This is a genomic window from Pseudomonas marginalis (assembly GCF_001645105.1).
In the GTDB taxonomy this organism is placed as follows: Bacteria; Pseudomonadota; Gammaproteobacteria; order Pseudomonadales; family Pseudomonadaceae; genus Aquipseudomonas; species Aquipseudomonas petroselini.
Genome location: NZ_LKEG01000053.1, coordinates 205,746 through 228,169 on the forward strand (window position 1 = coordinate 205,746; position 22,424 = coordinate 228,169).

At 61.4% G+C, this 22,424-nt stretch carries 23 protein-coding genes and 1 tRNA gene; 8 read left to right on the plus strand and 16 right to left on the minus strand.

All coding sequences use genetic code 11. The features are described from left to right. The first annotated feature begins 18 nt into the window (after positions 1 to 18). Positions 19 to 1,182: an MFS transporter gene (locus AO064_RS25820; protein ID WP_064055039.1), complete on the plus strand. Its 1,164-nt coding sequence runs from the start codon at positions 19 to 21 to the stop codon at positions 1,180 to 1,182. Continuing rightward, positions 1,179 to 2,372, plus strand: a complete 1,194-nt coding sequence (locus tag AO064_RS25825; RefSeq protein WP_064055040.1) for an MFS transporter — start codon at positions 1,179 to 1,181, stop codon at positions 2,370 to 2,372. The genes AO064_RS25820 and AO064_RS25825 overlap by 4 nt, the downstream gene beginning before the upstream one ends. Before the next feature lie 52 nt (positions 2,373 to 2,424). Here the strand turns inward: AO064_RS25825 and AO064_RS25830 are convergent, their stop codons facing one another. The 7 genes from AO064_RS25830 to AO064_RS25860 all read right to left on the minus strand — a co-directional run bounded on the left by AO064_RS25830 (position 2,425) and on the right by AO064_RS25860 (position 7,502). Beyond that, a complete protein-coding gene (locus AO064_RS25830; RefSeq protein WP_064055041.1) occupies positions 2,425 to 2,730 on the minus strand; it encodes a DUF6482 family protein in 306 nt (101 codons plus the stop codon). 23 nt (positions 2,731 to 2,753) lie between these two features. Further along, positions 2,754 to 3,278 (minus strand): DUF3833 domain-containing protein, encoded by a 525-nt coding sequence (locus tag AO064_RS25835; RefSeq protein ID WP_046034517.1) that lies wholly within the window; start codon positions 3,276 to 3,278, stop codon positions 2,754 to 2,756. A 186-nt stretch (positions 3,279 to 3,464) separates the two neighbouring features. Beyond that, positions 3,465 to 3,538 (minus strand) — tRNA-Gly (locus AO064_RS25840). Positions 3,539 to 3,699: 161 nt separating this feature from the next. Beyond that, positions 3,700 to 4,584, minus strand: coding sequence for an alpha/beta fold hydrolase (locus AO064_RS25845; RefSeq protein WP_012722737.1), 885 nt, complete (start codon positions 4,582 to 4,584; stop codon positions 3,700 to 3,702). Between the two features lie 306 nt (positions 4,585 to 4,890). Next, on the minus strand, positions 4,891 to 5,583 hold the full coding sequence (locus AO064_RS25850) for a pseudouridine synthase (RefSeq protein WP_064055042.1): 693 nt from the start codon (positions 5,581 to 5,583) through the stop codon (positions 4,891 to 4,893). Beyond that, entirely contained in the window at positions 5,583 to 5,795 is a 213-nt protein-coding gene (locus AO064_RS25855) for a cysteine-rich CWC family protein (RefSeq protein WP_012722740.1), read from the minus strand. Before AO064_RS25855 ends, AO064_RS25850 begins: the two co-directional genes overlap by 1 nt. Before the next feature lie 84 nt (positions 5,796 to 5,879). Beyond that, entirely contained in the window at positions 5,880 to 7,502 is a 1,623-nt protein-coding gene (locus AO064_RS25860) for a methyl-accepting chemotaxis protein (protein WP_064055043.1), read from the minus strand. 262 nt (positions 7,503 to 7,764) lie between these two features. On the opposite strand from AO064_RS25860, the gene AO064_RS25865 reads away from it, so the two are divergent. Beyond that, positions 7,765 to 8,124, plus strand: coding sequence for a hypothetical protein (locus AO064_RS25865; RefSeq protein ID WP_064055044.1), 360 nt, complete (start codon positions 7,765 to 7,767; stop codon positions 8,122 to 8,124). Between the two features lie 55 nt (positions 8,125 to 8,179). On the opposite strand, the gene AO064_RS25870 is transcribed toward AO064_RS25865, so the two are convergent. Then, positions 8,180 to 9,292 carry an enoyl-CoA hydratase/isomerase family protein gene (locus AO064_RS25870; protein ID WP_064055045.1) on the minus strand — a complete coding sequence of 371 codons (1,113 nt, stop codon included), beginning with the start codon at positions 9,290 to 9,292 and terminating at the stop codon, positions 8,180 to 8,182. A gap of 136 nt (positions 9,293 to 9,428) precedes the next feature. Here AO064_RS25870 and ung point away from each other — a divergent pair, with 136 nt between their 5' ends. Continuing rightward, positions 9,429 to 10,121 (plus strand): uracil-DNA glycosylase, encoded by a 693-nt coding sequence (gene ung / locus AO064_RS25875; protein WP_064055046.1) that lies wholly within the window; start codon positions 9,429 to 9,431, stop codon positions 10,119 to 10,121. Between the two features lie 69 nt (positions 10,122 to 10,190). Here ung and AO064_RS25880 read toward each other — a convergent pair whose 3' ends face one another. The 5 genes from AO064_RS25880 to AO064_RS25900 all read right to left on the minus strand — a co-directional run bounded on the left by AO064_RS25880 (position 10,191) and on the right by AO064_RS25900 (position 15,634). After that, positions 10,191 to 11,228, minus strand: a complete 1,038-nt coding sequence (locus AO064_RS25880; RefSeq protein ID WP_064055047.1) for an AbrB family transcriptional regulator — start codon at positions 11,226 to 11,228, stop codon at positions 10,191 to 10,193. Next, on the minus strand, positions 11,221 to 12,735 hold the full coding sequence (locus AO064_RS25885; RefSeq protein ID WP_012722750.1) for a tripartite tricarboxylate transporter permease: 1,515 nt from the start codon (positions 12,733 to 12,735) through the stop codon (positions 11,221 to 11,223). The genes AO064_RS25880 and AO064_RS25885 overlap by 8 nt, the downstream gene beginning before the upstream one ends. A gap of 1 nt (position 12,736) precedes the next feature. Next, positions 12,737 to 13,195, minus strand: a complete 459-nt coding sequence (locus AO064_RS25890) for a tripartite tricarboxylate transporter TctB family protein (RefSeq protein WP_064055048.1) — start codon at positions 13,193 to 13,195, stop codon at positions 12,737 to 12,739. A 129-nt stretch (positions 13,196 to 13,324) separates the two neighbouring features. Next, the gene (locus AO064_RS25895) at positions 13,325 to 14,308 is read right to left on the minus strand and encodes a Bug family tripartite tricarboxylate transporter substrate binding protein (RefSeq protein ID WP_064055049.1); all 984 of its coding nucleotides are present in this window, start codon (positions 14,306 to 14,308) and stop codon (positions 13,325 to 13,327) included. A gap of 33 nt (positions 14,309 to 14,341) precedes the next feature. Continuing rightward, positions 14,342 to 15,634, minus strand: a complete 1,293-nt coding sequence (locus AO064_RS25900; RefSeq protein WP_064055050.1) for an OprD family porin — start codon at positions 15,632 to 15,634, stop codon at positions 14,342 to 14,344. Between the two features lie 235 nt (positions 15,635 to 15,869). Here AO064_RS25900 and AO064_RS25905 point away from each other — a divergent pair, with 235 nt between their 5' ends. Together AO064_RS25905 and AO064_RS25910 are read left to right on the plus strand one after the other, a co-directional pair. Continuing rightward, positions 15,870 to 16,541: a response regulator gene (locus tag AO064_RS25905; protein WP_064055051.1), complete on the plus strand. Its 672-nt coding sequence runs from the start codon at positions 15,870 to 15,872 to the stop codon at positions 16,539 to 16,541. Then, positions 16,534 to 17,919, plus strand: coding sequence for a sensor histidine kinase (locus AO064_RS25910; RefSeq protein WP_064055052.1), 1,386 nt, complete (start codon positions 16,534 to 16,536; stop codon positions 17,917 to 17,919). The genes AO064_RS25905 and AO064_RS25910 overlap by 8 nt, the downstream gene beginning before the upstream one ends. On the opposite strand, the gene AO064_RS25915 is transcribed toward AO064_RS25910, so the two are convergent. Further along, entirely contained in the window at positions 17,920 to 18,741 is an 822-nt protein-coding gene (locus AO064_RS25915; protein WP_012722755.1) for an HDOD domain-containing protein, read from the minus strand. A 36-nt stretch (positions 18,742 to 18,777) separates the two neighbouring features. Further along, the gene (ygfZ, locus tag AO064_RS25920; RefSeq protein ID WP_064055053.1) at positions 18,778 to 19,719 is read right to left on the minus strand and encodes a CAF17-like 4Fe-4S cluster assembly/insertion protein YgfZ; all 942 of its coding nucleotides are present in this window, start codon (positions 19,717 to 19,719) and stop codon (positions 18,778 to 18,780) included. 140 nt (positions 19,720 to 19,859) lie between these two features. Here ygfZ and AO064_RS25925 point away from each other — a divergent pair, with 140 nt between their 5' ends. Both AO064_RS25925 and AO064_RS25930 read left to right on the plus strand, forming a co-directional pair. Next, positions 19,860 to 20,114, plus strand: a complete 255-nt coding sequence (locus AO064_RS25925) for an FAD assembly factor SdhE (RefSeq protein ID WP_012722757.1) — start codon at positions 19,860 to 19,862, stop codon at positions 20,112 to 20,114. Then, positions 20,098 to 20,544 carry a hypothetical protein gene (locus AO064_RS25930; protein ID WP_064055054.1) on the plus strand — a complete coding sequence of 149 codons (447 nt, stop codon included), beginning with the start codon at positions 20,098 to 20,100 and terminating at the stop codon, positions 20,542 to 20,544. The genes AO064_RS25925 and AO064_RS25930 overlap by 17 nt, the downstream gene beginning before the upstream one ends. Here the strand turns inward: AO064_RS25930 and nadB are convergent. Continuing rightward, positions 20,513 to 22,129 (minus strand): L-aspartate oxidase, encoded by a 1,617-nt coding sequence (gene nadB / locus AO064_RS25935; protein WP_046034526.1) that lies wholly within the window; start codon positions 22,127 to 22,129, stop codon positions 20,513 to 20,515. The genes AO064_RS25930 and nadB overlap by 32 nt on opposite strands. Positions 22,130 to 22,424 lie beyond the last annotated feature (295 nt).

Genomic DNA, 22,424 nt, shown 5'->3' on the forward strand with positions numbered 1-22,424 from the left:
AATAAAACGAGAGGTTTCATGAAACCGCGCCTGCATTGTGCCCGCCTTGCCCTGTTCCTGTGTGGCTGCGCGGCGTTCCTCAACCTGTACGCCACCCAGAGCATTCTCCAGACCTTTGCCACGCAGTTTCAGATCAGCGCCAAGGCAGCAGGGTGGAGTATCACCGTGACAACGTTGGCCGTGGCAATGACTGCGCCGTTTGTCAGCCGGCTGACCGGGCGCTTTGAGCAACGCACGGTGATCAGCATGGCGGCCTTGCTGCTGGCGGTGCCGGCGCTGATGACTGCCTATGCCGACAGCTTTGCCGAAGTGCTGGTGTGGCGGTTTGTCGAAGGTATGTTGATCCCTGTGGTGTTTGCCACCAGCGTGGCGTACATCGGCGACCGCTGGAGTGGCGGCACGGTGACGGAAGTCACTAGCCTGTATGTGGCGGGCACTGTGTTGGGTGGCTTTGCCGGGCGCTTTGTCACGGGGGTGATGACCGAATACGTGGGCTGGCGCGAAGCCTTTGAATGCTTGGCGGTGTTGAGCCTGATGGTGGGCGGGTTTATTCAGTTCTTGTTGCCTGTGAGTCGTGCGCGCTCGGCGAAGGTTCAGTCCCCATTTTCGGCTGTTTTTCGCAAGCCTTTGCTGGCGGCCTACGCAGTAGGATTTTGTGTGCTGTTCTCCCAAGTTGCAGCGTTTACCTACGCAGGTTTGTACCTGGGATTATCGCCATTCAATCTCGGACCTGCGGCGTTGGGCACGCTTTACATGGTGTTCCTGCTGGCGCTAATCGTGATCCCCATCGCCGGTCGCCTCAGCAAGTCGCGGCCTCACGCCGAACTTCTAAGCGTTGCTGCGCTGCTCGGCATCAGCGGCTCAGCGCTGACGCTGGTGCCTTCGTTGTGGTGCATCGTGGTGGGCCTGGCCCTCAGTTCCACCGGCGTGTTTCTCGCTCAGGCGGCGGCCAACGCCTTTACTGCCGCTACCGCCCGCGATAACAAAGCAAGTGCCGTGGGCGTGTACCTCACGTGCTATTACCTGGGGGGCAGTTGCGGTGCAATTGTCCCGGCGTTGATCTGGGAGCGCTGGGGCTGGACCGGGTGTGTGGCGCTGATTATCACCTTCCAGATACTGACCTTGCTGATCGCCCTGAACGGCTGGAAGCCCTCTGAACCTGAACTGATCCCGACGCCATGAACGACACTGTCGCTGTGCCCGCTCCCGCCTCATCAACCCGTCGACGCACGCTGATCGCCGGCTGCAGCGCCCATGCCGTGCATGATGGCCTTACCGACGTCATCTACGTGTTGCTGCCGATCTGGCAAACGCAGTTCGCGCTGTCCTACGCTCAGGTCGGACTTTTACGCGGGGCCTATTCAGGAATGATGGCGGTGTTCCAGCTTATGGCCAGCCGCGCCGCGAAACGCTGGGGCCGTGTGCCGATGCTAGTGGGCGGAACCGCCCTCGCGGGGGCGGCTTATCTAATGGTGGGGCAAGCCACTGGACTGGTGATGCTACTGCTGGCGTTGCTGTTGGGCGGATTGGGCGCCAGTACCCAACACCCACTGGCGTCCTCGATGATCAGCGATGCCTATGAGGACGGTGGCGGAATCAAGCAGGCCTTGGCCCAGTACAACTTCTCCGGTGACATTGGCAAAACCCTGGTTCCCGGTCTGGTCGGCTTGTTGCTCACGGTCATCAGTTGGCGCGCCAGTGCCACGTTCCTGGGATTGCTGGGGTTGGCTGCGGCGGGCTTGTTGTGGTGGCTGATTCCCCGCCAGCCGGACGCCTCGGCGGCGACCCAAAAAAACAAGTCGCCTATCGGAGCCGGCTCTGTCACCGGCCTGCGTGCACTGATCCTCACCGGCACCCTCGACAGCGCCGTGCGCATGGGTTTTCTCACGTTCCTGCCGTTTCTGCTGCAAGCCAAAGGCGCGGGCACCGCCGGTATCGGCCTGGCCCTGACCCTGCTGTTTATTGGTGGCGCGTTCGGCAAATTATTCTGCGGCTACCTGGGCGCGCGCATCGGCATGATGAGGACGGTGTGGTTGACGGAAAGCAGCACGGCGTTGCTGATCGTCGCCGCCGTGTATTTGCCGCTGAGCGGGCTGATGGTGATGTTGCCGTTGCTGGGCCTGGTGCTCAATGGCACGTCGTCAGTGCTGTACGGCGCGGTGCCAGACCTGGCGGGTGCAGGTAAGCGGGAGCAGGCGTTCGCGGTGTTCTACACCGGCACGATTGGTGGCGGGGCGCTGGCGCCGGTGGTGTTTGGCGGGGTGGGGGACGCATTGGGCGTGCCGGTCGCGGTGATGGTGCTGGCGGGGGTGTTGTGGGTGACGTTGCCGTTGGCGTGGGTGGTGCAGCGGGGGATGGAGAGGGAGGATTGATTGCCTATTTTCGTACCGGCAACTCAGTTCTGTCCTACACACATGCACAGCCTTAAACGGACGAATCCAGCGTAAACGGAATCCGCAACGCACCAATAGGCCCTTCCCGAACACCGCACATTTCATCGTGCACGCAGTGCTGCACCAGCACACAGGGAAACGGCGGAACCCGTTGCAACAAATCGCGCAAATGCGTGGTGGAGCGGATGCGCAGCGGCTTGGCATCATCACCCAGCAACGTCATTTCGGCATGATCCAACGTAACGCGCGCGAGGTAGAAACCACCCTCCAGCGACAGCAGCTGCAGCTCGCGAATTTCGCCTTTTACTGCCAATTCAGTCAGCTTGTGCAGATTCATGATTCTCTCCCGTGGTGGGTCATTCACTGACGACGAAAGAACAACGTGACCTGGCCCCATTCGACGCCGAACTTGGTCATGCTGGAGCGGTTGATCAGGGTGTCTTCGTCCATCAGGTACATCCAGTCATCAAAGCTCACCTCGTAGACTGAGCCGTCCACCGGCAGGTTGAGTCGGTAGCGCCAACGCAGTGCGTTACCCGCCACTTCGCCGATCGCCTCGCCGACCACATCACCCGCTCGACCGCGCCAGCGCCCCGGGCCGTCCGGTGTCAGTGTCCACACCCGCTGTTGACGCGTGCCGTCGCTGTACAGGAAGCGCTCGTCGAGAATCAGGGCGTTCCCCTCGCGTCGGCTGGCGATATTCACTTCAAAGCGCTTGGCCACTTCGCCCGAGCGTTTCTGGAAAATCCCCCAAGCCTTGACGGGCTTGCTGAAGAATCGCTCCAGGTCCAGTTGCGGCTGTTGGCCAGCGTAGTGCTCGACGCCTACGTTGGCGCAACTGCCCAAGCTCAAGGCCAGCAACAATGAAACCAATAGACGTGTCATTGCTCGGCTCCGTGATGGTGTGTCAGTGCTCGGAGTGATAGTTGTACAAAAATATTGATTTGTACAGGTATGCTCGACGCAAGTCGCTGATACGTCAAATCGTGGCCATAAAAAAACCGGTCTCAAAGGACCGGTTCTTTATGCATCCACCGTCAAAAACAACCAGACGTGGAACATGAATTTGAGTGGAGCGGGTAGAGGGAATCGAACCCTCGTCGGAAGCTTGGGAAGCTACTGTTCTACCATTAAACTATACCCGCTCAGAGCGGCTGACTTTGTACCAGATGTTCACCGGGATTTGAAGTTTTTCTTCAAAAATGTGTGAGGGAGATGGCTTGCCTGCAATATCGACACCTCGGTGTGTCAGTCACACTTCAGTAAGGCTGTCGCAGACAAGCCAGCTCCGACACAAGCTTGCACCTCAGATTGCAAATGCATGCTGCGTCTGGCCATGTTGATAACGCAATCGGCTGACCTGCCGCTCCGGTTTCAAGAAGCCCACCACCGCATCCCGACTGTCGCGGCATGCTGCTTTGTGCTCCATGTCCAGAAAATGCCCGGTGGCCTGGATGGTACTGAAGCTGCTGTTAGAAACATGCTGCCCAAACAACTTGGCATCCTGGGCGCTGGTGTACTCGTCCCATTCGCCGTTCAGGAACAACACCGGAATATCGATCTGCTTGGCCGCCTTGAGGTAGCACAGGCGATCGCTGTTCAGCACATGGCTGATGTGAAAGTGCATCTGCCCGTACTCATGCTCGGCCAGGCTGCTCACGTGTTTGTAGTTGAACCGCTTGAACAGTGACGGCAGGTGTTTGCCGATGGTGCTGTTGACCAGGTGGCCGACGCGGTCGCGGTCGAGGTTGCCGAGGTAGTCGACGCCTCGTTCCAGGTAGTCGCGCATCGGTGCGTTGATCACCGGGGAGAACGAGCTGATCACGGCTTTTTCCACGCGACGAGGGCGGTGCGCGAGGGCGACCAGGGTGGCGGCGCCGCCCCAGGAAAATGACAGCACGTGTTCGGCGGCAAAGTGGTCGATCAGTTCCAGCAGGAGCTGGCCTTCGACTTCCTTCGTCAGCATTTGCTCATGGCGGTTATGGATTTTGGAACGACCCGCGTAGGGCTGATCGTACAAAACCACATTGAACTGCGGGTACAGGCTTTTCACGGTTTGGGCGAAGGATGCCGTGGTGGCCATTGAGCCGTTGACCAGGATGATGGTCTTTGCAGCAGCGTCCGCGCGATAGAACTCCGTGTAAACCCGGTATTGACCCTGTATATCCAACACAGCGATTTCTGGCCTCATGTCGTAAGACTCCTGGCAAGCGGGTAGGGCGCGCAGATCACTCTGCACGAGCTATGTGACAGGTAGGCATACGCCTGGAAAGTGAGGGCCCATGTCGATCCGATGACGGCTGGCCGACGGGTGTTGTTATGGCGGGCTGTTTGCCGAGAAGGCCCGTAGATCAAGCGCGGGCGGGGCAAGGTGTTTCTTGGAGGTTATAGGCGACTCGCCAGTCATATTTAAACTGGTGATTCTGATTCAAGCAGCAGAGCGGGTGCCTCGCAAGGCGATGGAGCCGTTTTTTGCCCATCACCGGCTGAACGGTCGTCAGACCTGGCGGATTTCGTCGTCAGTCAGCGCACGATAGTGGCCCGGCGCGAGGGTCGCATCCAGCACCAAGGGGCCCATGCGCTCGCGATGCAGGCCGATCACCTTGTTATCAAAGTGGCCGAACATGCGCTTCACTTGATGGTAACGACCTTCGATGATGCTCAGCCGCGCCGTTGTTGGCCCAAGCAATTCCAGCTCGGCGGGTTGAGTCGTGAGGTCCTCGAAGGCGAAGTACAGGCCGCCGGCAAAGGTCGTCGCATACTCAGGGCCGATGTCCTGTTCGGTCTCCACGTGGTAGACCTTGGGCAGTTTGGTCTGCGGCTGCGTCAGGCGCCGCGACCATTGGCCGTCGTTGGTGATCAGCATCAGGCCAGTGGTGTTGAAATCCAGGCGACCGGCGATGTGCAGTTCATCTTTGTCCGGCTCGTCGAGTAAATCCAGGACGGTCGGGTGCTGCGGATCCGCCGTAGCGCTCACGCAACCCTGGGGCTTGTGCAGCATGAAGTAGCGCGCCGGTTTGCCCGCTTGCAGCACTTCATCGTCCACGCATACGCGGCTGAATGTCCGCACCTCATGATGAGGATCGCTGACGGCCACGCCGTCGATCGACACGCGCCGCTCAACCAGCAACAGGCGCACTTGCTTGCGATTGAACCGCGGCAGGTTGCTGAGGAAACGATCAACCCGCATTACGTCGGCTCAGCGCCACGCAACTGCGCATCGACCTGGGCGCAACGCGGGCACAGGCAGGCTTTGTTGCGCAACTCATCGGGCAGGGCTTGGAGCACGGCGGGGTCGATGGTGACGCTGTAACACCAGCAGGCCTGGTCGACCGTACGTGGGTCAGCCAGGCTGCAGTCGTTGCGGGCCCCGCAGGCGGGGCAAAGGGTTGGCGTGGTCATGGGCAGGTTCGGGCTGGATCGGGCAAGGTTGCGGAGAATCGCGCTGTGCCTTGTACGATACAGGGCCGACCCTGCCCGGGCTACTTAGAGCTGGAACTTGCTGACCAGTACGTTAAACGAGGTGGCCAGGCGCGACAGGTCCTGGCTGGAAGCGCTGGTCTGATGGGCACCGGCCGCCGTCTGGGTGGACAGGTCCTGAATGTTCAGCAGGTTACGGTCGACTTCGCGGGCCACCTGGGCCTGTTCTTCCGAGGCGGAGGCGATCACCAGGTTGCGTTCATTGATCTTCGCCACACTGGCGGTGATCCGTTGCAGCGCTTCGCCGGCGTTCTGCGCCAGGGTCTGGGTGTTGTTGGCCCAGGTCAGGCTCTTATTCATTGCCGCAACTGCACCGTCGGCGCCGGTCTGCACTTCACCAATCATCTTTTCAATATCGACCGTGGACGTCTGGGTGCGATGGGCCAGCGCTCGCACTTCATCGGCGACCACCGCAAAGCCACGACCTTGCTCACCCGCCCGCGCCGCTTCAATGGCGGCGTTGAGGGCCAGCAGGTTGGTCTGGTCGGCGATGCCGCGGATCACATCGATCACCTTGCCGATTTCCCGCACCTGGCCGGCGAGGTCTGCGACCGACTGCGTGGAGTCGTTAATCTCGACCACCATCGAACTCATGCCGGACACGGCCTGTTCCACTTGCTGACGGCCATCTTCGGCTTCGGTGGTGGCCTGGCGCGAGGCTTCAGAGGTCGAGACGGCGTTGCTGGCCACTTCGTCCACGGCTGCGGTCATCTGGTTGACGGCGGTGGCCGCTTGCTGGATCTCATCATTCTGGCGGGTCAGGCCACGGCTGCTTTCATCGGTGACCGCACTCAGTTCTTCGGCGGCCGATGCAAGCTGGTCGGACGCGTTGGCGATTTCCATCAGGGTGCTTTTCAAGCCGCCCTGCATATCCGACAGCGCCACCAACAGTTGCCCGGCTTCGTCGGTACGCTCGGTGGTGATGGCTTGGGTCAGGTCGCCCTTGGCAATGCGTTGTGCACTCTGCACGGCCTGAGCGATGGGGCGCGTGATCAGGCGGGTGATCAACACGCCGATAGTCAGGGCGATGATGAAGGCCAGCACAATGCCGCTGATCATCCACGTCAACGCGCTGTTGCGCAGCTCGTCGGCGGCGACCGCCCCCTCTTTGATCTGGCGGTTATTGGATTCGATCATCACGCGGATCAGCTCGCGCGCCTGACGGAAGACTTCATTGTTGGTGGTATTGAGCTGGGTGCGGGCCTCATCGACCTGGTTGCCGTCGAGCAGCGACATGATGCGCTCGGAGCTGCTGATGTAGGTGGGCAGGATCTGGTCGAGTTTGTCTCCCGCTGCGCGTTCATCATCTTCCAGCGGCGTTGCGCGGTAGGTGGCGTACGCAGCTTGGCTGCGCTTGAGTTCCTGGGCGATATCCTGGCGTACGCGGTCGCGGTCCTGGGCGGAAACGTCGCCTTTACTGGCGTCCATCAAGCGGTACAGGCCTCGGTTATGGGCCACCAGGCCATTGAGAGTGGCGTTTGTGTTGCTTACAGAAACCAGGTTGTTGGAGAACGTCAGCTCCAATGCCGTGGCGAGGCGCACCACCCCTTTGATGCCCAGCAAGCCAACCCCGAGGGTGACCAGCGCACACAGTAGAAATGAAAGCAGCAGCTTGGTTGAGATTTTCATGGCTTGAATCCGACGGTAGTAACGGAGGACGCACGGTAGAGCCTCCCTGGCCTGGTGCAGTGTCATAGTGACATCATCGCAATCGACAAAGTTTCGATCCAGACAAATTAACTGAATCGATAAAGCTCGCGCAGATGTATCAAGCTGTTGCAAGAACGCACCAGATTCCGTTTTTGATGTCAGATATTTCGTCATTCAGTGAAAGCTGAATGCCGCCCTCCCGCGTCGCTGGAGGTGCTCTTCCGCGGTCCAGGAGGCCGCCATGTATCGACGACTGCTGCTCAGCGCTTTACTCGGTCTGACCCTTTCTGCTTGTGTGCCTTATTACGATGGAGGCCAGAGCTACTATCGATCCGAGGTCTACACCTCACCGGCGCCGGTGTATTACTACGGGGGTGGCACGGCGTACCCGTACCGCCGTGATTACTACCCTGCGCCGCGCTATTACGCGCCCCAACCGCGTTATTACTCGGCCCCGCGTTACTACCAGCCGGCCCCGCGTTACTACGGACCGCGTGCCGGTTACCGGCCTTATCCGAACCAAGGCTGGGGCGGCGATCGTTGGGGTAATGGCGGGCACGGCCGCGGTGACTATGGAGGCGGTCGCGGCGGTCATCGCTGACGGGTCTGTAGTGCAAGCGGCGCAGGAAGCGCCGCTTTTTATTGGCCACAATTAATCAATAATCGGACAGGTCTGCCAGCGGATGGCGGCCTTCCCACGCCTTAGTGAAATGCGCCTGCACCACCGCCTCCGGAATCGCGTTGATATCCGGCCAATGCCAATGCGGCGCCTGGTCCTTGTCGATCAGCCGCGCACGCACGCCTTCGCTGAATTCGGGGTGACGGCAACAATTGAGGCTCAGGGTGTATTCCATCTGGAACACCTGCGCCAGGGACAGATGCCGGCCGCGTTGGATCTGTTCCCACACCAGGTGCGCGGTCAACGGGCAGCCTTCGCTGAGCGTCTTGCCGGCCCGGCTGAACAGTGGGTCGGCGTGTTCGCGCAATTGACTCAAGGCGCGCCAGGCACACCGCACATCACCCACGTCCAGCCATTCGTCGATCTGTGCCCGGCGTGGCAGCCATTGAGCCTCCGGTTGTTGCTCGACGGCTTCCTGGGCCAACGCCTTGAGCAGGCTGTTGAGTTGCATCGAGGTCTGTTCCTGCCAGTTCAGCTGCAGCAGGCCATCGAGCAGTTCGTCTTGCTGGTCGTCGCGCAGGAAGCGGTCGGCCAGGCCCAGGTCCAAAGCGTCGCGGCCGTTGATATGGGCACCCGTGAGGCCCAGGAAGAGGCCGAGCTTGCCTGGCAGGCGTGACAGGAACCAACTGGCGCCCACGTCCGGGTACAGGCCGATGCTGATCTCCGGCATGGCCAGCCGGCTGCTGGGGGTGACGATGCGCACCGCCGCACTTTGCAGCAGGCCCATGCCGCCACCCAGCACGTAGCCGTGGCCCCAGCAGATCAGCGGTTTGGGGTAGGTGTGCAGGCGGTAATCAAGGCGATATTCCGCGGCAAAAAACTGCGCGGCCAGGTCCGGCACAACCCCTGGCTGTTCCCGGCACGCCTGCGCCAGGCTGCGCACTTCGCCACCGGCGCAAAACGCTTTGGGGCCGTTGCCGCGCAGCAGTACACAGACGATGTTCGGGTCCTTGGCCCAGGTATCCAGGCGTTCGCCCAGGGCGAGGATCATCGGCAAGGAAAGGGCATTGAGGGATTTTTCAGCGTCGAGGCTGGCGATGCCGATACGGGCACCGTCACTGCCGGTCAGTTCTTCGAAGTGCAGGTTCATCGTGACCTCAATCGATACGTTGAAGGATGAGTATGATCGCTTCGTAGGAAAGTGTCGGTGGTGTGTCAGATCAATTGACAAGCGGGGTCGGCTTTCCTAGGGTTCGCCTCATTCTTTTTGACAAGACTATTCAACCATGACCGAAGACGACCGTATCAAACTCGAACCCAGCTGGAAACACGCCCTGCGGGATCAGTTCGAGCAGCCGTACATGGCGCAGTTGCGCGAGTTCCTGCGCCAGGAACATGCCGCCGGCAAAGAGATCTACCCGCCCGGCCCGTTGATTTTCAACGCGCTCAATTCCACGCCGCTGGACAAAGTGAAAGTGGTGATCCTCGGCCAGGACCCGTACCACGGCCCTGGCCAGGCCCACGGCCTATGCTTCTCAGTGCAACCGGGCGTGCCGGCGCCGCCGTCACTGGTCAATATCTATAAAGAGCTCAAGCGCGACCTGAACATCGACATCCCCAATCACGGCTACCTGCAAAGCTGGGCCGACCAGGGCGTGCTGATGCTCAATACCACCATGACCGTCGAGCGCGCCAATGCCAATGCCCATGCGGGCAAGGGCTGGCAGTTTTTTACCGATCGGATTATCGAAGTGGTCAGCGAGCATCAGCCGCATCTGGTGTTTTTGCTGTGGGGCGCACATGCCCAGGGCAAGCAGAAGCTGATCGATGCGACCAAACATCTGGTACTGACGTCGGTGCACCCGTCGCCGTTGTCGGCGTATCGCGGGTTTCTGGGTTGCGGGCATTTCAGCCGCACCAACAAGTTTCTCGAGCAGAATGGCGAGACGCCGATTGAGTGGCGCTTGCCGCCGCTCTAACGGCTGTCGCTGATCAAGTCTGGGAGGGAGGGGGCTTGCTCCCACCCACCTGTTGAACGGTGACAGCCTTTAGATCTTCTCGGGTTGGCGGTTCCAGTGCCTGAACAGCGGCTCCGCCAGAAACAACACAAACAGTAAACGCATCACCTGCATCGCCGTCACCAATGGCACCGACAGTTGCAGGGTCTCGGCCGTGAGGCTCATTTCGGCGATACCGCCGGGCATCATGCCCAGGGTCAGCGAGCGCAGGTCCAGATGGGTCAGGGCGCTCAACCCTACCGCCGCCAATGTCGCCAGCGCCATGGTCAAGGCCGTGCCAATCAAGGTACGGCCCATGAAAGAAGGCGCACGTCGGAAGAACTGCCGATTGAAGTGACACCCCAAACCGCTGCCGATCAACCACTGGCCGATCTGGCTGCCGCCGTCGGGCAGGCCGATATGCAGGTCCCAGACGACGCTGGCCGTCGCACTCACCAACAACGGCCCGAACAACCAAGGGTTCGGCTGACGCAAACGCTGCCAGCCCCAGGCGACCAGTGCGCCCATCGGAAACAGCGCTAACAGCCAAGGCCAGCTCACGGGCGCCGGATGAAACTGCGGTGTACCGCCTTCCAGCAGGTACTTGAAGATCGCCGGCACACACAGCACCACCACCAGCACGCGCAGACTCTGCCCTGCCGCGACACGGCTGAGCACGGCGCCATTGCGGGCGCCGAGGTTGACCATCTCGCCGGAACCGCCCGGCATGCTGGAGAAGAACGCGGTAGCGCGGTCTTCACCGCTGCGGCGCATTAACCATACGCCGACCACGCTCGACAGGCTGGTGACCAGCGCGCCGAAAAAGATCAGCCCGAAGTGGCTCATCACCTGCTCGATCACCACCGGCGTGAAGTGCAGGCCGATGCCAATGCCCACTACCCATTGGCCGCATTTGCGCCCGCCGGGGATCTCCGCCAACTGCCAGGGGGTTAGGCAGCGCACCAGAATGATCGCCAGCAACGAGCCGACCATGTACGGCAAAGGCCAGCCCACCAGGCTGGCCAGGTAACCGCCGGCCAGGCCGACCAGCGGTGTTCCCCACCATTGTTTAAAGGTGACCTCAGACATCGGCCACGGCACGACGCTGCAGGGCACGTTTGCGGTAGATGCGGATCAGCGGGAAGGCCAGCATCAGCGCGGTCAGCACCCACACACCAAAGGTGATCGGGCTCGACCAGAGGATCTGCAGGTCACCGTTGGAGATCGACAGCGCACGGCGCAGGTTCTGCTCCATCAAGCCGCCGAGGATAAAGCCCAGCAGCACCGGCGACAGCGGGAAGTCCAGCTTGCGCAGGATGTAACCGAAGATGCCGATACCGACCATCAGGAACAGGTCGAAGGTGGTGGCGTGCACCGCGTACACACCAATCGCGGTGATGATGGCGATCACCGGCACCAGCGCCCAGTTCGGCACGGCGAGGATACGGGTGAAGATGCGGATCATCGGGATGTTGAGGATCACCAGCATGATGTTGGCGATGAACAATGAGGCGATCAAGCCCCAGACGATGTCCGGCTGCTGTTGGAACAGCAGCGGGCCCGGGGTGATGTTGTACAGCGACAGTGCGCCGATCATCACCGCCGTAGTGCCCGAACCGGGTACGCCGAGGGTCAGCATCGGCACCAGGGCGCCGCAGGCAGAGGCGCCGATAGCCGTTTCCGGAGCCGCCAGGCCGCGCATGTCGCCCTGGCCGAATTTACCGCTGGCACCGGCCAGGCGTTTCTCGGTCATGTAGGCAACGGCCGAGGCCAAGGTAGCACCGGCACCCGGCAACACGCCCATGATGAATCCAAGCAGACCGCAGCGGATGTTGACGACGAAGACGGCGCCGGCTTCCTTCAGGTTAAACATCATGCGCCCGGTGGCTTTTACCGCTTCCTGGCCACGGTGGGTTTTTTCCAGCAGCAACAGGATTTCGCTGATGGAGAACAAACCCAGCACCAGCACCACAAACTGTATGCCGTCAGTCAGGTGGATGTTATCGCCGGTAAAGCGGTACACGCCGCTATTGGCGTCGATGCCCACCGCAGAGAGGAACAAGCCGATCAGCGCCGCCACAAAGGTCTTCAACGGTTTGTCACCGGCCATGCCTCCCAGGCAGACAATCGCGAACACCATCAGTACGAAATATTCCGCCGGGCCGAAGGCAATCGCCCATTTAGCCAGCAGCGGCGCAAACAGCACCATGCCGCAGGTGGCGATAAACGCACCGATGAACGAACTCCACGCCGACAACGACAGTGCCACGCCGGCCAGGCCTTTACGGGCCATCGGGTAGCCGTCGAGGGTGGTCATTACGGTGGAGGCTTCGCCTGGGATGTTCAGCAGAATAGAGCTGATACGGCCGCCGTATTCGCAGCCCAGGTACACGGCTGCCAGCAGGATCAACGCCGATTCCGGCGGCAGGCCCAGGGCGAAGGCGATGGGGATCAGCAGCGCCACGCCGTTGATCGGGCCCAGGCCCGGCAACAGGCCGACGACAGTACCGATCAGGGTGCCGCACAGTGCGGTGACCAGGTTGTAAGGGGACAGTGCAACGCCGAAGCCCTGGCCCAAGTAGCCGAAAGTATCCATATCAGTTCTCCAGAACGTCGAGCAGGCCGAGGGGCAACGGCACATCCATGGCTTTATCGAATAGCAGATAAAGACCAATCGCCATCAGGCTGACGATCACCACGCTGGGCACCCAGCGGCCGCCATACAGGCGCGCCATCGGGATGCCGATCAGCATGCTGCTGAGGATGAAACCCAGGGGTTCGAAGGTGGCGGCGAACACGATCAACAGCGCGACGCACACGCCGATCTTGATCAGGGTGTCGCGGTCCAGCGCGGGCTCTTCTTCGGTGTGCTGGGTCGGCTGTGGACGAAACAGCATGTAGATCAGTGCCAGGCTCATCAGCCCGAGCATCAGCAGCGGGTAGGCACGTGGCCCTACCGGCTCGTAGGAAAACGACGCTTGATACGGCCAGGCCATCAGCGCCAGGCCGGCGCAGACGAGCAACAGCACGGCGGCGAAAATGCGTTGTAAGAGCATAGGAAACTCCTTGGAGACTCTTGTAGGCGCGCGCTTGTTCACGAAGGACGCAAGGACGTCGCGTGTATCAGGCCACACGTGTCATCGTTGACGTTTTTCGCGAGCAAGCCCGCTCCCACAGAGGGGCGATTACTGGATCAGGCCGAACTCTTTGGCCAGCACTTTGTAGTCAGCCACCTGTTTCTTCACGTAGGTGTCCAGCTCCGGGCCGGTCATGGCGAACGGGAACAGCTCGCGCTGGTCACGCAGCTTGGCGAACTCCTCGGAGGCCAGCAGTTTGTCGAAGGCGTCTTTCCACCAGGCGTAGTCCGCATCGCTGACTTTTGGCCCTAGGTAGAAGCCACGTACCACTGGCCAGACGATGTCGTAGCCTTGCTCCTTGGCGGTCGGAATATTCTTCATTTCCGGCTCGTCCAAGCGTTGCTCGGAGAACACCGCCAGCAGGCGCATGTCGCCGCTCAAGATGTGCGGCATGGAGTCGGAGATGTCGGTACTGCCCACCTGGATATGGCCACCGAGCAGGGCGGTGGCAATTTCACCGCCGCCTTCGAGTGCCACGTAACGCAGTTCGCGCGGGTTGATCCCGGCGGCCTTGGCGATCAGCGCGGTTTGCATCCAGTCCTGGCTGCCGACGGTGCCGCCGGAACCGATCACCACGCTGCCCGGATCTTTCTTCAGTGCTTTGACGAGATCGTCGAGGCTCTTGTAGGGCGAATCGGCTTTCACCGCGATAGCCCCGTAGCTGGTGCCGACGGCGGCCAACCAACGCACGGCGCTTTCATCGAAACGACCGAACTTGCCCTGGGCCAGGTTCAACAGCGAACCGCTGGACCAGGCCACCAAGGTGCCGGCGTCTGCCGGACGCTGGGCTACTACGGCGTTGTAGGCCACCGCGCCTACGCCGCCAGGCATGTAGGTCACGCGCATCGGCTTGCTCAGCAGTTTCTCGTTGACCAGCGCGCTTTGCGCCAGTTTGCAGGTCAGGTCAAAACCACCGCCAGGCGAGGCTGGGGCGATGCATTCCGGGCGCTTGGGTTCGTCGGCGGCCAGCAGTTGGCCGGCGAACAGCATGCAGCCGGCGGCGAGGGCCAATTTACGCAGTGAAGGGGTCATGGTTATCTCCGTCTTTGTTGTTATGAGTTGTTACTACCAAAGCGCAACGCTATAGCTCACCAGCAAGCGCATTTCATCCGCATCACGGGCTGAGTAGTTGGAACGGTAGGTGGCGTTGCGCAGGCGCACGGCCACGTCTTTGAACGTGCCGGTCTGTACCACGTACTTGATCTCGCTGTTGCGTTCCCACTCTTTGCCCGTCTCGCCGTTCTTGAGCTTGATGTTGTCACCTGAGAGGTAACGGCTCATGAAACTCAGGCCGGGGATCCCCAGCTTGGCGAAGTCGTAGTCGTAGCGCGCTTGCCAGGAGCGCTCTTCGGCGCCGGCAAAGTCGTTGATCTGCACGAAGTTGACCAGGTATGGGTCGCTGCCATCCACATACGGGAACGCACTGTCACCGGACATGTGCTGGTAACCGGCGCTGAGCTTATGACCATTGAGGGCATAGCTGAACAGGCCGTTGAGGGAGGTGTTGTCGATCTTGCCGCCACGCGCACTGCCGGTGTCATCGCTGATCGCCAGGCGCAGGTCGGTGCCGAACGTACCGGGGCCCATCGGGCGCGCGGCCACCAGGCCGAGGAAGTGCTGGCGGTACACGTCGTCGAGTTGGGCGAAGTGGTAGCTGCCGGTGATTTTGTCGGCGAACTTATAGTCGGCCCCGCCGAAATTGAAGTGCTTGCCGGTGGCCCCGCTGAGGAAGCGGCTGTTCTTGTTGTTGAGGGCAATGTCTTCGTAGTTGCTGTCGTCGCGGTCCTTGGCTTTGTCCAGGCGACCACCGGTGAACACCAGGTTCTTGAATTCCTTGGACGTGATCAGGCCGCCATTGAAGGTCTGCGGCAGGATGCGACCGTCGTTGGGCTTGAGGATCGGCAGTTCGGGGATCAGCGAGCCGATTTTCAGCTCGGTGGCCGAGATCTTCACTTTGCCGGTCAGGCCCAGCTTGGAGTACTCATCGGCGGCGCGACCGTCGTCATGCGTGGGCAGCAGACCGGTGCCGGTGCGGTCGGGGCTTGAGTCGAGCTTGACGCCGAGCATGCCCAGCGCATCCACGCCGAAACCGACGGTGCCGTCGGTGTAGCCCGATTGCAGGTTGAGCATGAAGCCCTGGGCCCATTCATCGCGCTTGGATTGCTGCGCGCTAGTGCCGTCGCGGAAGTCGCGGTTGAAGTACATGTTGCGGGTTTCCAGGGTCGCGCTACTGTCTTCGAAGAAGGCAGCCTGGCTAAGCGGCGAAAAGCCGGCAAGGGTAGCAGCACTGGCAAGGGCGGTCTGGGTCAGGCGAGAAGAACGAACAGGCGAGGGGGCCTGGGGCTGTGTCGACAGCATCGTTGTGTACTCCGTTATTGTTCTTATTTTGGCGAAAACGCTTCGAGGCGTTTTTCGGGCGCTGCGGTTCAGGCAACTCGGTGGGCATAGACCACCGTGACTGGATGCTAAAGGGCGAACCTTTCACTAACCTTTCAGCTGCCTTTCAATGTTTTCGGGCTTCACAGGGCAGTCGGCGCCTGTAAACTGCCCGGCAAAGCGTGGTGCCAACCACCCCTGACTGAGGTAGAGATCCATGCGTGTCTTGCTGGTTGAAGACCATCTGCAACTCGCTGAAAGTGTCGCGCAAGCGCTCAAGAGCACGGGGTTGACCGTTGACGTGCTGCACGATGGCGTGGCCGCGGACCTGGCCCTGAGCAGTGAGGAATACGCCGCGGCGATCCTCGATGTGGGGCTGCCGCGCATGGACGGTTTCGAGGTGCTCGCGCGCCTGCGGGCCCGTGGGAAAAATCTGCCGGTGCTGATGCTGACGGCGCGCAGTGACGTGAAAGACCGCGTGCACGGCCTGAACCTGGGGGCGGACGACTACCTTGCCAAACCTTTCGAGCTGACGGAGTTGGAGGCGCGGGTCAAGGCATTGTTACGGCGCAGCGTGTTGGGCGGCGAGCGTCAGCAGGCCTGTGGTGTGCTGGTGTATGACCTCGATACCCGGCGTTTTTCCGTGGGCGGCGAGTTGATGACGCTCACTTCCCGTGAGCAAGCGGTGCTTGAGGCGCTGATCGCCCGTCCGGGCCGGGTGATGAGCAAGGAGCAGTTGGCTTCCCAGGTGTTCGGCCTGGACGAAGAGGCCAGCCCCGACGCCATCGAAATCTATGTGCATCGCCTGCGTAAGAAGCTCGACGGCCAGCCCATCGCCATCGTGACCTTCCGCGGCCTTGGCTACCTGTTGGAAGCCCGCGATGCATAAGCCCAGCAGCCTGCGCTGGCGCCTGTTGTGGAACCTGGCGCTGTTGCTGGTGTTGTTGATGATCGCCAGTGGCCTGAGTGCCTATTGGAATGGTCGCGAGGCCGCCGATACGGCCTACGACCGTACGCTGCTGGCCTCGGCGCGCACCATTGCCGCCGGGTTGACCCAGGTGGACGGTACGCTCAGCGCCAATGTGCCGTACGTCGCGCTCGACACGTTCGCGTACGACAGCGCCGGGCGTATTTACTATCAGGTCAATGACATCAACCAGCAGTTGATCTCTGGCTACGAAAACCTTCCAGGCCCGCCGCCGGGTACCCCACGAACCGATGATTACCCGGCCTTGGCACGGTTCTACAACGCCATCTACCAAGGCCAGGAAGTGCGGGTGGTCAGCCTGCTCAAGGCCGTTTCCGAGCCGAACATGAACGGCATGGCGGAGATACGCGTGGCTGAAACCGACGAAGCACGCGTCAGCATGGCCCGCAGCCTGGCAGCAGACACGTTGCTGCGCCTGGGCATGCTTGCGATTGGCGCCTTGTTGTTGGTGTGGTTTGCGGTGAGCGCGGCATTGCGCCCGCTGGAGCGATTGCGCACGGCAGTGGAAGAGCGCCAACCCGACGATCTGCGGCCGTTGCCCTTGGTGGAAGTGCAGCACGAGTTTGGCCCGCTGGTGCGGTCCCTCAACCACTTCACCGAGCGCTTGCGCGGCCAGTTCGAGCGCCAGGCGCAGTTTATTGCCGACGCTGCCCATGAGTTGCGTACACCACTGGCCGCGCTCAAGGCCCGGCTCGAACTGGGGTTGCGTGCCGAAGAGCCCGCCACGTGGCGCAGCACCCTGGAAACCGCCGCCCAGGGCACTGACCGCCTGACTCATCTGGCCAATCAATTGTTGTCCCTGGCCCGCATCGAAAATGGTGCCCGCGCGATTGCCGAGGGTGGCGCACAGTTACTCGACCTCAGCCAATTGGCCCGTGAACTGGGCATGGCCATGGCACCGTTGGCTCACGCACGTGGCGTGGCATTGGCGCTGGAGGCCGATGAGCCGGTGTGGCTGCGCGGTGAGCCCACCCTGTTGAATGAGCTGTTGAGCAACCTGGTGGACAACGCCCTGGCCCACACACCACCGGGTGGCAATGTGATCCTGCGGGTGACGGCGCCGGCGGTGCTGGAAGTGGAAGATGATGGTCCAGGCATTCCGCTGGACGAGCGGGACCGGGTGTTCGAGCGTTTTTACCGACGCAGTCAGCAGGGCATGGGCTCGGGGCTGGGGTTGGCGATTGTCGGCGAAATCTGCCGGGCGCACCTGGCGCAGATCAGCCTGCACGATGGGGAGCAGGCCGGGTTGAAGGTGCGGGTGAGTTTTATCGCGGGTTGATCAGTAGAACATCGAGCGGGCTTCATCCAACTCGGCCCGCAAGGCGTCGCTGTAGGGGTCGAACCGCAGCTTTTTGATCGCCGGCAGCGTGGAAACCGCTATGTTGGCCAGCGGGTGATCGGTGCCGCGATGGCAATACAGCACGGCGACCTGCACCAGGTCGATGTAGTCGAGGCTGGGCGAATCGCGCTCCAGGTCGAGGTATTGGCCGGGCAGTTTCGCCAGCATTTCCGGGAAGTCCCAGCCACCCAGCAGTTTGTCACCCAGTAACGGGTGGATGCTCTCGATGACGTGGTTGAGGCTGACCGGGTCCGCGAGCAGCTCGTAGTGGTCTTCGGCATACGTCAGGATCGGCAGCACGCCGATCTGGTGCACCAGGCCGCCGAGGGCGGCCTGGTCCGGCTTGAGCTGGCTATGGCTGCGGCACAAGGCGTAGCTCACGCCCGCGACTTCGAGGCTGCGGCGCCACACATCACGCATCTTTTGTTCGACCACGTCGGAGCGGGCGTGGAAGATCTGCTCCATCACCAGGCCGATCGCCAGGTTACTGCTGTAGTTGGTGCCCAGTCGGGTGATGGCGGTGTGCAGGTCGGTGACTTCCTGGGTCGCGCGCAACAACGGGCTGTTGACCACTTTGATCAGGCGCGCCGACAGCGCGGTATCGCGACCGATCACTTTGCTCAAGTGGCTGATGCTGATTTCCGGGTCTTCGGCGGCCTGACGAATGTTCAGGGCCACTTCCGGCAATGTCGGCAGAACCAGGTCATCGTTATCGATGGCCGTCACTAAAGCCTGTTGGACTTTTTCCGCCAGCTTGTTCATTCATGATCTCTAGGGTGTTGCAAAAGGGTGCGGCGACTAACGCTGGATCTCTCGATCACGGTCGAGCGTGTAAGGCAGGTCAAGCAGTTGCAAGCCGGGACCTTCCAGATTGCCTAAATGCACATCGCCACTATCGGCAGCTTCGGCTTGCAATACGGCCAGAAGTTCAACGCTCTGGTCAGCTTTTGCGGCGATGACCACTTCGCCGATCGCGCTGTTATGGCTGGGTGAAAACAGCGGTGTGCCTGGCGCGGGCATTTCAGTCGCATTGAGGCTCAAGCGGTACAGGCGACGTTTGAGTTTGCCCAGGTACTGCATGCGCGCGACGATTTCCTGGCCGGTGTAGCAGCCTTTCTTGAAGCTGACGCCGCCCACGGCTTGCAGGTTGAGCATCTGTGGGATGAACAGTTCGCGTGTTTGCGGCATGACCTGGCCGATGCCGGCGCGGATTTGCCCCAGCAGCCATTCATTCAAGTCCGCTTGTTGCAGTTGTTCTGTCAGCTGGCTGCGCAGCGTATCGGCGTGCTCGGCGGGCGCCCACAGTTCGGCGCGGCCGGGGGACACACGAACAGCGATCAAGGCATCGGTGCGGGCAACGCTGTCGGTCTCGGCCGGCAGTTCCAGACCAAGGCCGGACAAGGCCTGGTCGGCATTCGCCAGGCCAAAACGCACCCAGTCGGCACTTTCGTCGGTGAGTTTGGATTTGGAGAATACGGCGTATTTCTTCAGGTCTGCCAGTTGCGGTTCCAGCAGCTCGGTGGCCATGGCCAGCAACACGCCGTCACCTTGCAGCAGGATGCGGAAGCTCGACTGCATGCGCCCTTTTTGCGTGCACCGCGCACCGAGGCTCGCCTGGGTGTCGCTCAGGTAATTGAGGTTGCAGGTCAGTTGGCCCTGAAGGAATTTGGCAGCGTCAGCGCCGCGGACGGCGAGAACGCCTTCGTGGGACAGGGGGCAGAAGAAAGCAGAGTCAGCCATGGGTCATCGCAGGTCAAAAAGTCATGGGTGCATCATAGAGGGGCGCCCGGCAAATGGATAGTTTCCGTAGGGGGCGACCAAAGCCGACTGTTCCGGTGCCGTCGGGGCTGTATACTTGCCGCCTATTTGAGGAGCGCTCCATGGTCGAAGAAGTTGAAATCAATCGCCTCTACTGGCACAGCCGTCGTGGCATGCTGGAGTTGGATGTGTTGTTGGTGCCTTTCACCAAGGAAGTGTACGCGACGCTCAACCAGGTGGACCGCGACCTCTACGTCAGGCTGCTGACTTGCGAGGATCAGGACATGTTCGGCTGGTTCATGGAGCGCGCCGAATCTGAAGATCCGGAGCTGCAGCGCATGGTCCGGATGATCCTGGACCGTGTCCAGCCCAAGTAATCGCTTCGAATGCCGCTGGCAGGCCTCACGGCTGTTGCTGGCGGCATATCTACTCGCCCAGCTGTTTGCGTTGGGTGCGCTTTCGTCGCTCGATCTGACGTATTCAAGCCTCGCCATGCTGTTATGCCTGGCTCATGCCGCCTGGGTGCTGCCGCGCCATATCCTGCTGACTCACCGTTCGTCGATTCGTGGCCTGCGTCGCGATGACGATGGCTGGTGCCTGTTCAGTGAAGAGCGGGGCTGGCACAGCGTGCAGCTCCTTCCCGACAGCCTGGCGTTGCCGCTGGTCGTAGTGCTGCGCTACAGGGTACAGGGTGGGTGGTGGGCGCGTTCGATGTGTGTGCCCAGGGATGCGCAGGCGGCCGATGTACACCGGCGCCTGCGGGTTCGCCTGAAGTTCAGCCGCCGTAGGTGGTTGGCACCAGGATAGTGTCGCGGGCCTCGGGCAACATCTGGGGGTAGTCGAGGGTGTAATGCAGGCCGCGGCTCTCCTTGCGCTCCATCGCCGAGCGGATCATCAGTTCGGCGACCTGGGCCAGGTTGCGCAATTCGATCAGGTCGCGGCTGACCTTGTAGTTACTGTAGAACTCGTCGATCTCATCCAGCAGCAGCCGCACCCGGTGTTGCGCGCGTTGCAGGCGCTTGTTGGTGCGCACGATCCCTACGTAGTCCCACATGAATCGGCGCAACTCGTCCCAGTTGTGCGCGATGATCACGTCTTCGTCCGAGTCGGTGACCTGGCTGGCGTCCCAGCGGGGCAGGGCGGCAGGCACCGCAATGCGTGGCAGCTGTTCGAGAATGTCCGCCGCCGCCGAGCGCGCATAGACGAAGCATTCGAGCAGCGAGTTGCTGGCCATGCGGTTGGCACCGTGCAGGCCGGTGAAGCTGGTTTCACCAATGGCGTACAGGCCGGGCACGTCGGTACGGCCGTGCTGGTCGACCATCACGCCGCCGCAGGTGTAGTGAGCGGCTGGTACCACCGGGATCGGCCCTTTGGTGATATCGATGTTGAATGCCAGGCAGCGCTCGTAGACGGTGGGGAAGTGGGTCTTGATGAAATCTTCGGGTTTGTGGCTGATGTCCAGGTAGACGCAGTCGACGCCCAAGCGTTTCATTTCATGGTCAATGGCGCGGGCGACGATATCCCGTGGGGCCAGCTCGGCGCGTGGGTCGAAGCGCTGCATGAAGCGTTCGCCGTTGGGCAATTTCAAGTGCGCGCCTTCACCGCGCAGGGCTTCGGTGATCAGGAAACTCTTGGCCTGCGGGTGATACAGGCAGGTGGGGTGGAACTGGTTGAATTCCAGGTTGGCCACGCGGCAACCGGAGCGCCAGGCCATGGCGATGCCGTCGCCACAGGCGCCGTCGGGGTTGCTGGTATAGAGGTAGACCTTGGCTGCGCCGCCTGACGCCAGGATGGTGAAGCGCGCGCCGTAGGTGTCGACTTCGCCGCTGCCGCGATTGAGCACGTAAGCGCCAAGGCAGCGGTCGCCTTCCAGGCCCAGGCGTTTCTCGGTAATCAAGTCGACGGCGACGCGTTGCTCCAGCAGCTCGATGTTGGGGCGTTGGCGCGCCTGATCGAGCAGGGTTCTGAAGATGGCGGCGCCGGTGGCGTCGGCGGCATGGATGATGCGGCGGTGGCTGTGGCCGCCTTCGCGGGTCAGGTGGAATTCGAAGCCGCCGTCGTCGCTGCCTGCGTGTTCGTCACGGGTGAACGGCACGCCCTGATCGATCAGCCATTGGATCGCCTCGCGGCTGTGCTCGACGGTGAATCGCACCGCCTCTTCATTGCACAGGCCGCCACCGGCGTTGAGTGTGTCTTCGACGTGAGATTGCACTGTGTCGGTGTCGTCCAGCACGGCGGCGACACCGCCCTGGGCCCAGAATGTCGAGCCGTTGGCCAGGTCGCCTTTGCTCAGGACCGCAATGCGCAGGTGGCCGGGGAGGGTCAGCGCAAGGCTCAAACCGGCCGCGCCGCTGCCGATCACCAGGACATCGTGTTGAAACTGTTGGCTCATTGGAAGGATTCCGCAAAAAGCGATCCGAAGAGGGGGCGCAAACAGGACGCCTGGATCGGCGAATCAAAGGGGCACACGGGCTACTAGTATATAGAGGGGTGGAGCGGCACAATAGCCGGGCATTCGTGGCAATGTGAGATTACGGTGCACAGCTTGGGGTAAAATCGGCTGGTTATTGAAGCGGGAACTTTTTGCATAAGCCTCGACTCAATAGCAGGTTGCCCGAAAGCTGGGAAAACGTTGAGTTTATTGGCCCGTCGGGAGCATTGGACGCGTCAGAAAACCGACGACAAGA

What these genes read in the sequence shown, in the direction of transcription:
- AO064_RS25820 (WP_064055039.1), top strand. Translation starts at nt 19, where the DNA reads ATGAAACCGCGCCTGCATTGTGCCCGCCTTGCCCTGTTCCTGTGTGGC.
- AO064_RS25825 (WP_064055040.1), top strand. Translation starts at nt 1,179, where the DNA reads ATGAACGACACTGTCGCTGTGCCCGCTCCCGCCTCATCAACCCGTCGA.
- AO064_RS25830 (WP_064055041.1), bottom strand. Translation starts at nt 2,730, where the DNA reads ATGAATCTGCACAAGCTGACTGAATTGGCAGTAAAAGGCGAAATTCGC.
- AO064_RS25835 (WP_046034517.1), bottom strand. Translation starts at nt 3,278, where the DNA reads ATGACACGTCTATTGGTTTCATTGTTGCTGGCCTTGAGCTTGGGCAGT.
- AO064_RS25845 (WP_012722737.1), bottom strand. Translation starts at nt 4,584, where the DNA reads ATGAGGCCAGAAATCGCTGTGTTGGATATACAGGGTCAATACCGGGTT.
- AO064_RS25850 (WP_064055042.1), bottom strand. Translation starts at nt 5,583, where the DNA reads ATGCGGGTTGATCGTTTCCTCAGCAACCTGCCGCGGTTCAATCGCAAG.
- AO064_RS25855 (WP_012722740.1), bottom strand. Translation starts at nt 5,795, where the DNA reads ATGACCACGCCAACCCTTTGCCCCGCCTGCGGGGCCCGCAACGACTGC.
- AO064_RS25860 (WP_064055043.1), bottom strand. Translation starts at nt 7,502, where the DNA reads ATGAAAATCTCAACCAAGCTGCTGCTTTCATTTCTACTGTGTGCGCTG.
- AO064_RS25865 (WP_064055044.1), top strand. Translation starts at nt 7,765, where the DNA reads ATGTATCGACGACTGCTGCTCAGCGCTTTACTCGGTCTGACCCTTTCT.
- AO064_RS25870 (WP_064055045.1), bottom strand. Translation starts at nt 9,292, where the DNA reads ATGAACCTGCACTTCGAAGAACTGACCGGCAGTGACGGTGCCCGTATC.
- ung (WP_064055046.1), top strand. Translation starts at nt 9,429, where the DNA reads ATGACCGAAGACGACCGTATCAAACTCGAACCCAGCTGGAAACACGCC.
- AO064_RS25880 (WP_064055047.1), bottom strand. Translation starts at nt 11,228, where the DNA reads ATGTCTGAGGTCACCTTTAAACAATGGTGGGGAACACCGCTGGTCGGC.
- AO064_RS25885 (WP_012722750.1), bottom strand. Translation starts at nt 12,735, where the DNA reads ATGGATACTTTCGGCTACTTGGGCCAGGGCTTCGGCGTTGCACTGTCC.
- AO064_RS25890 (WP_064055048.1), bottom strand. Translation starts at nt 13,195, where the DNA reads ATGCTCTTACAACGCATTTTCGCCGCCGTGCTGTTGCTCGTCTGCGCC.
- AO064_RS25895 (WP_064055049.1), bottom strand. Translation starts at nt 14,308, where the DNA reads ATGACCCCTTCACTGCGTAAATTGGCCCTCGCCGCCGGCTGCATGCTG.
- AO064_RS25900 (WP_064055050.1), bottom strand. Translation starts at nt 15,634, where the DNA reads ATGCTGTCGACACAGCCCCAGGCCCCCTCGCCTGTTCGTTCTTCTCGC.
- AO064_RS25905 (WP_064055051.1), top strand. Translation starts at nt 15,870, where the DNA reads ATGCGTGTCTTGCTGGTTGAAGACCATCTGCAACTCGCTGAAAGTGTC.
- AO064_RS25910 (WP_064055052.1), top strand. Translation starts at nt 16,534, where the DNA reads ATGCATAAGCCCAGCAGCCTGCGCTGGCGCCTGTTGTGGAACCTGGCG.
- AO064_RS25915 (WP_012722755.1), bottom strand. Translation starts at nt 18,741, where the DNA reads ATGAACAAGCTGGCGGAAAAAGTCCAACAGGCTTTAGTGACGGCCATC.
- ygfZ (WP_064055053.1), bottom strand. Translation starts at nt 19,719, where the DNA reads ATGGCTGACTCTGCTTTCTTCTGCCCCCTGTCCCACGAAGGCGTTCTC.
- AO064_RS25925 (WP_012722757.1), top strand. Translation starts at nt 19,860, where the DNA reads ATGGTCGAAGAAGTTGAAATCAATCGCCTCTACTGGCACAGCCGTCGT.
- nadB (WP_046034526.1), bottom strand. Translation starts at nt 22,129, where the DNA reads ATGAGCCAACAGTTTCAACACGATGTCCTGGTGATCGGCAGCGGCGCG.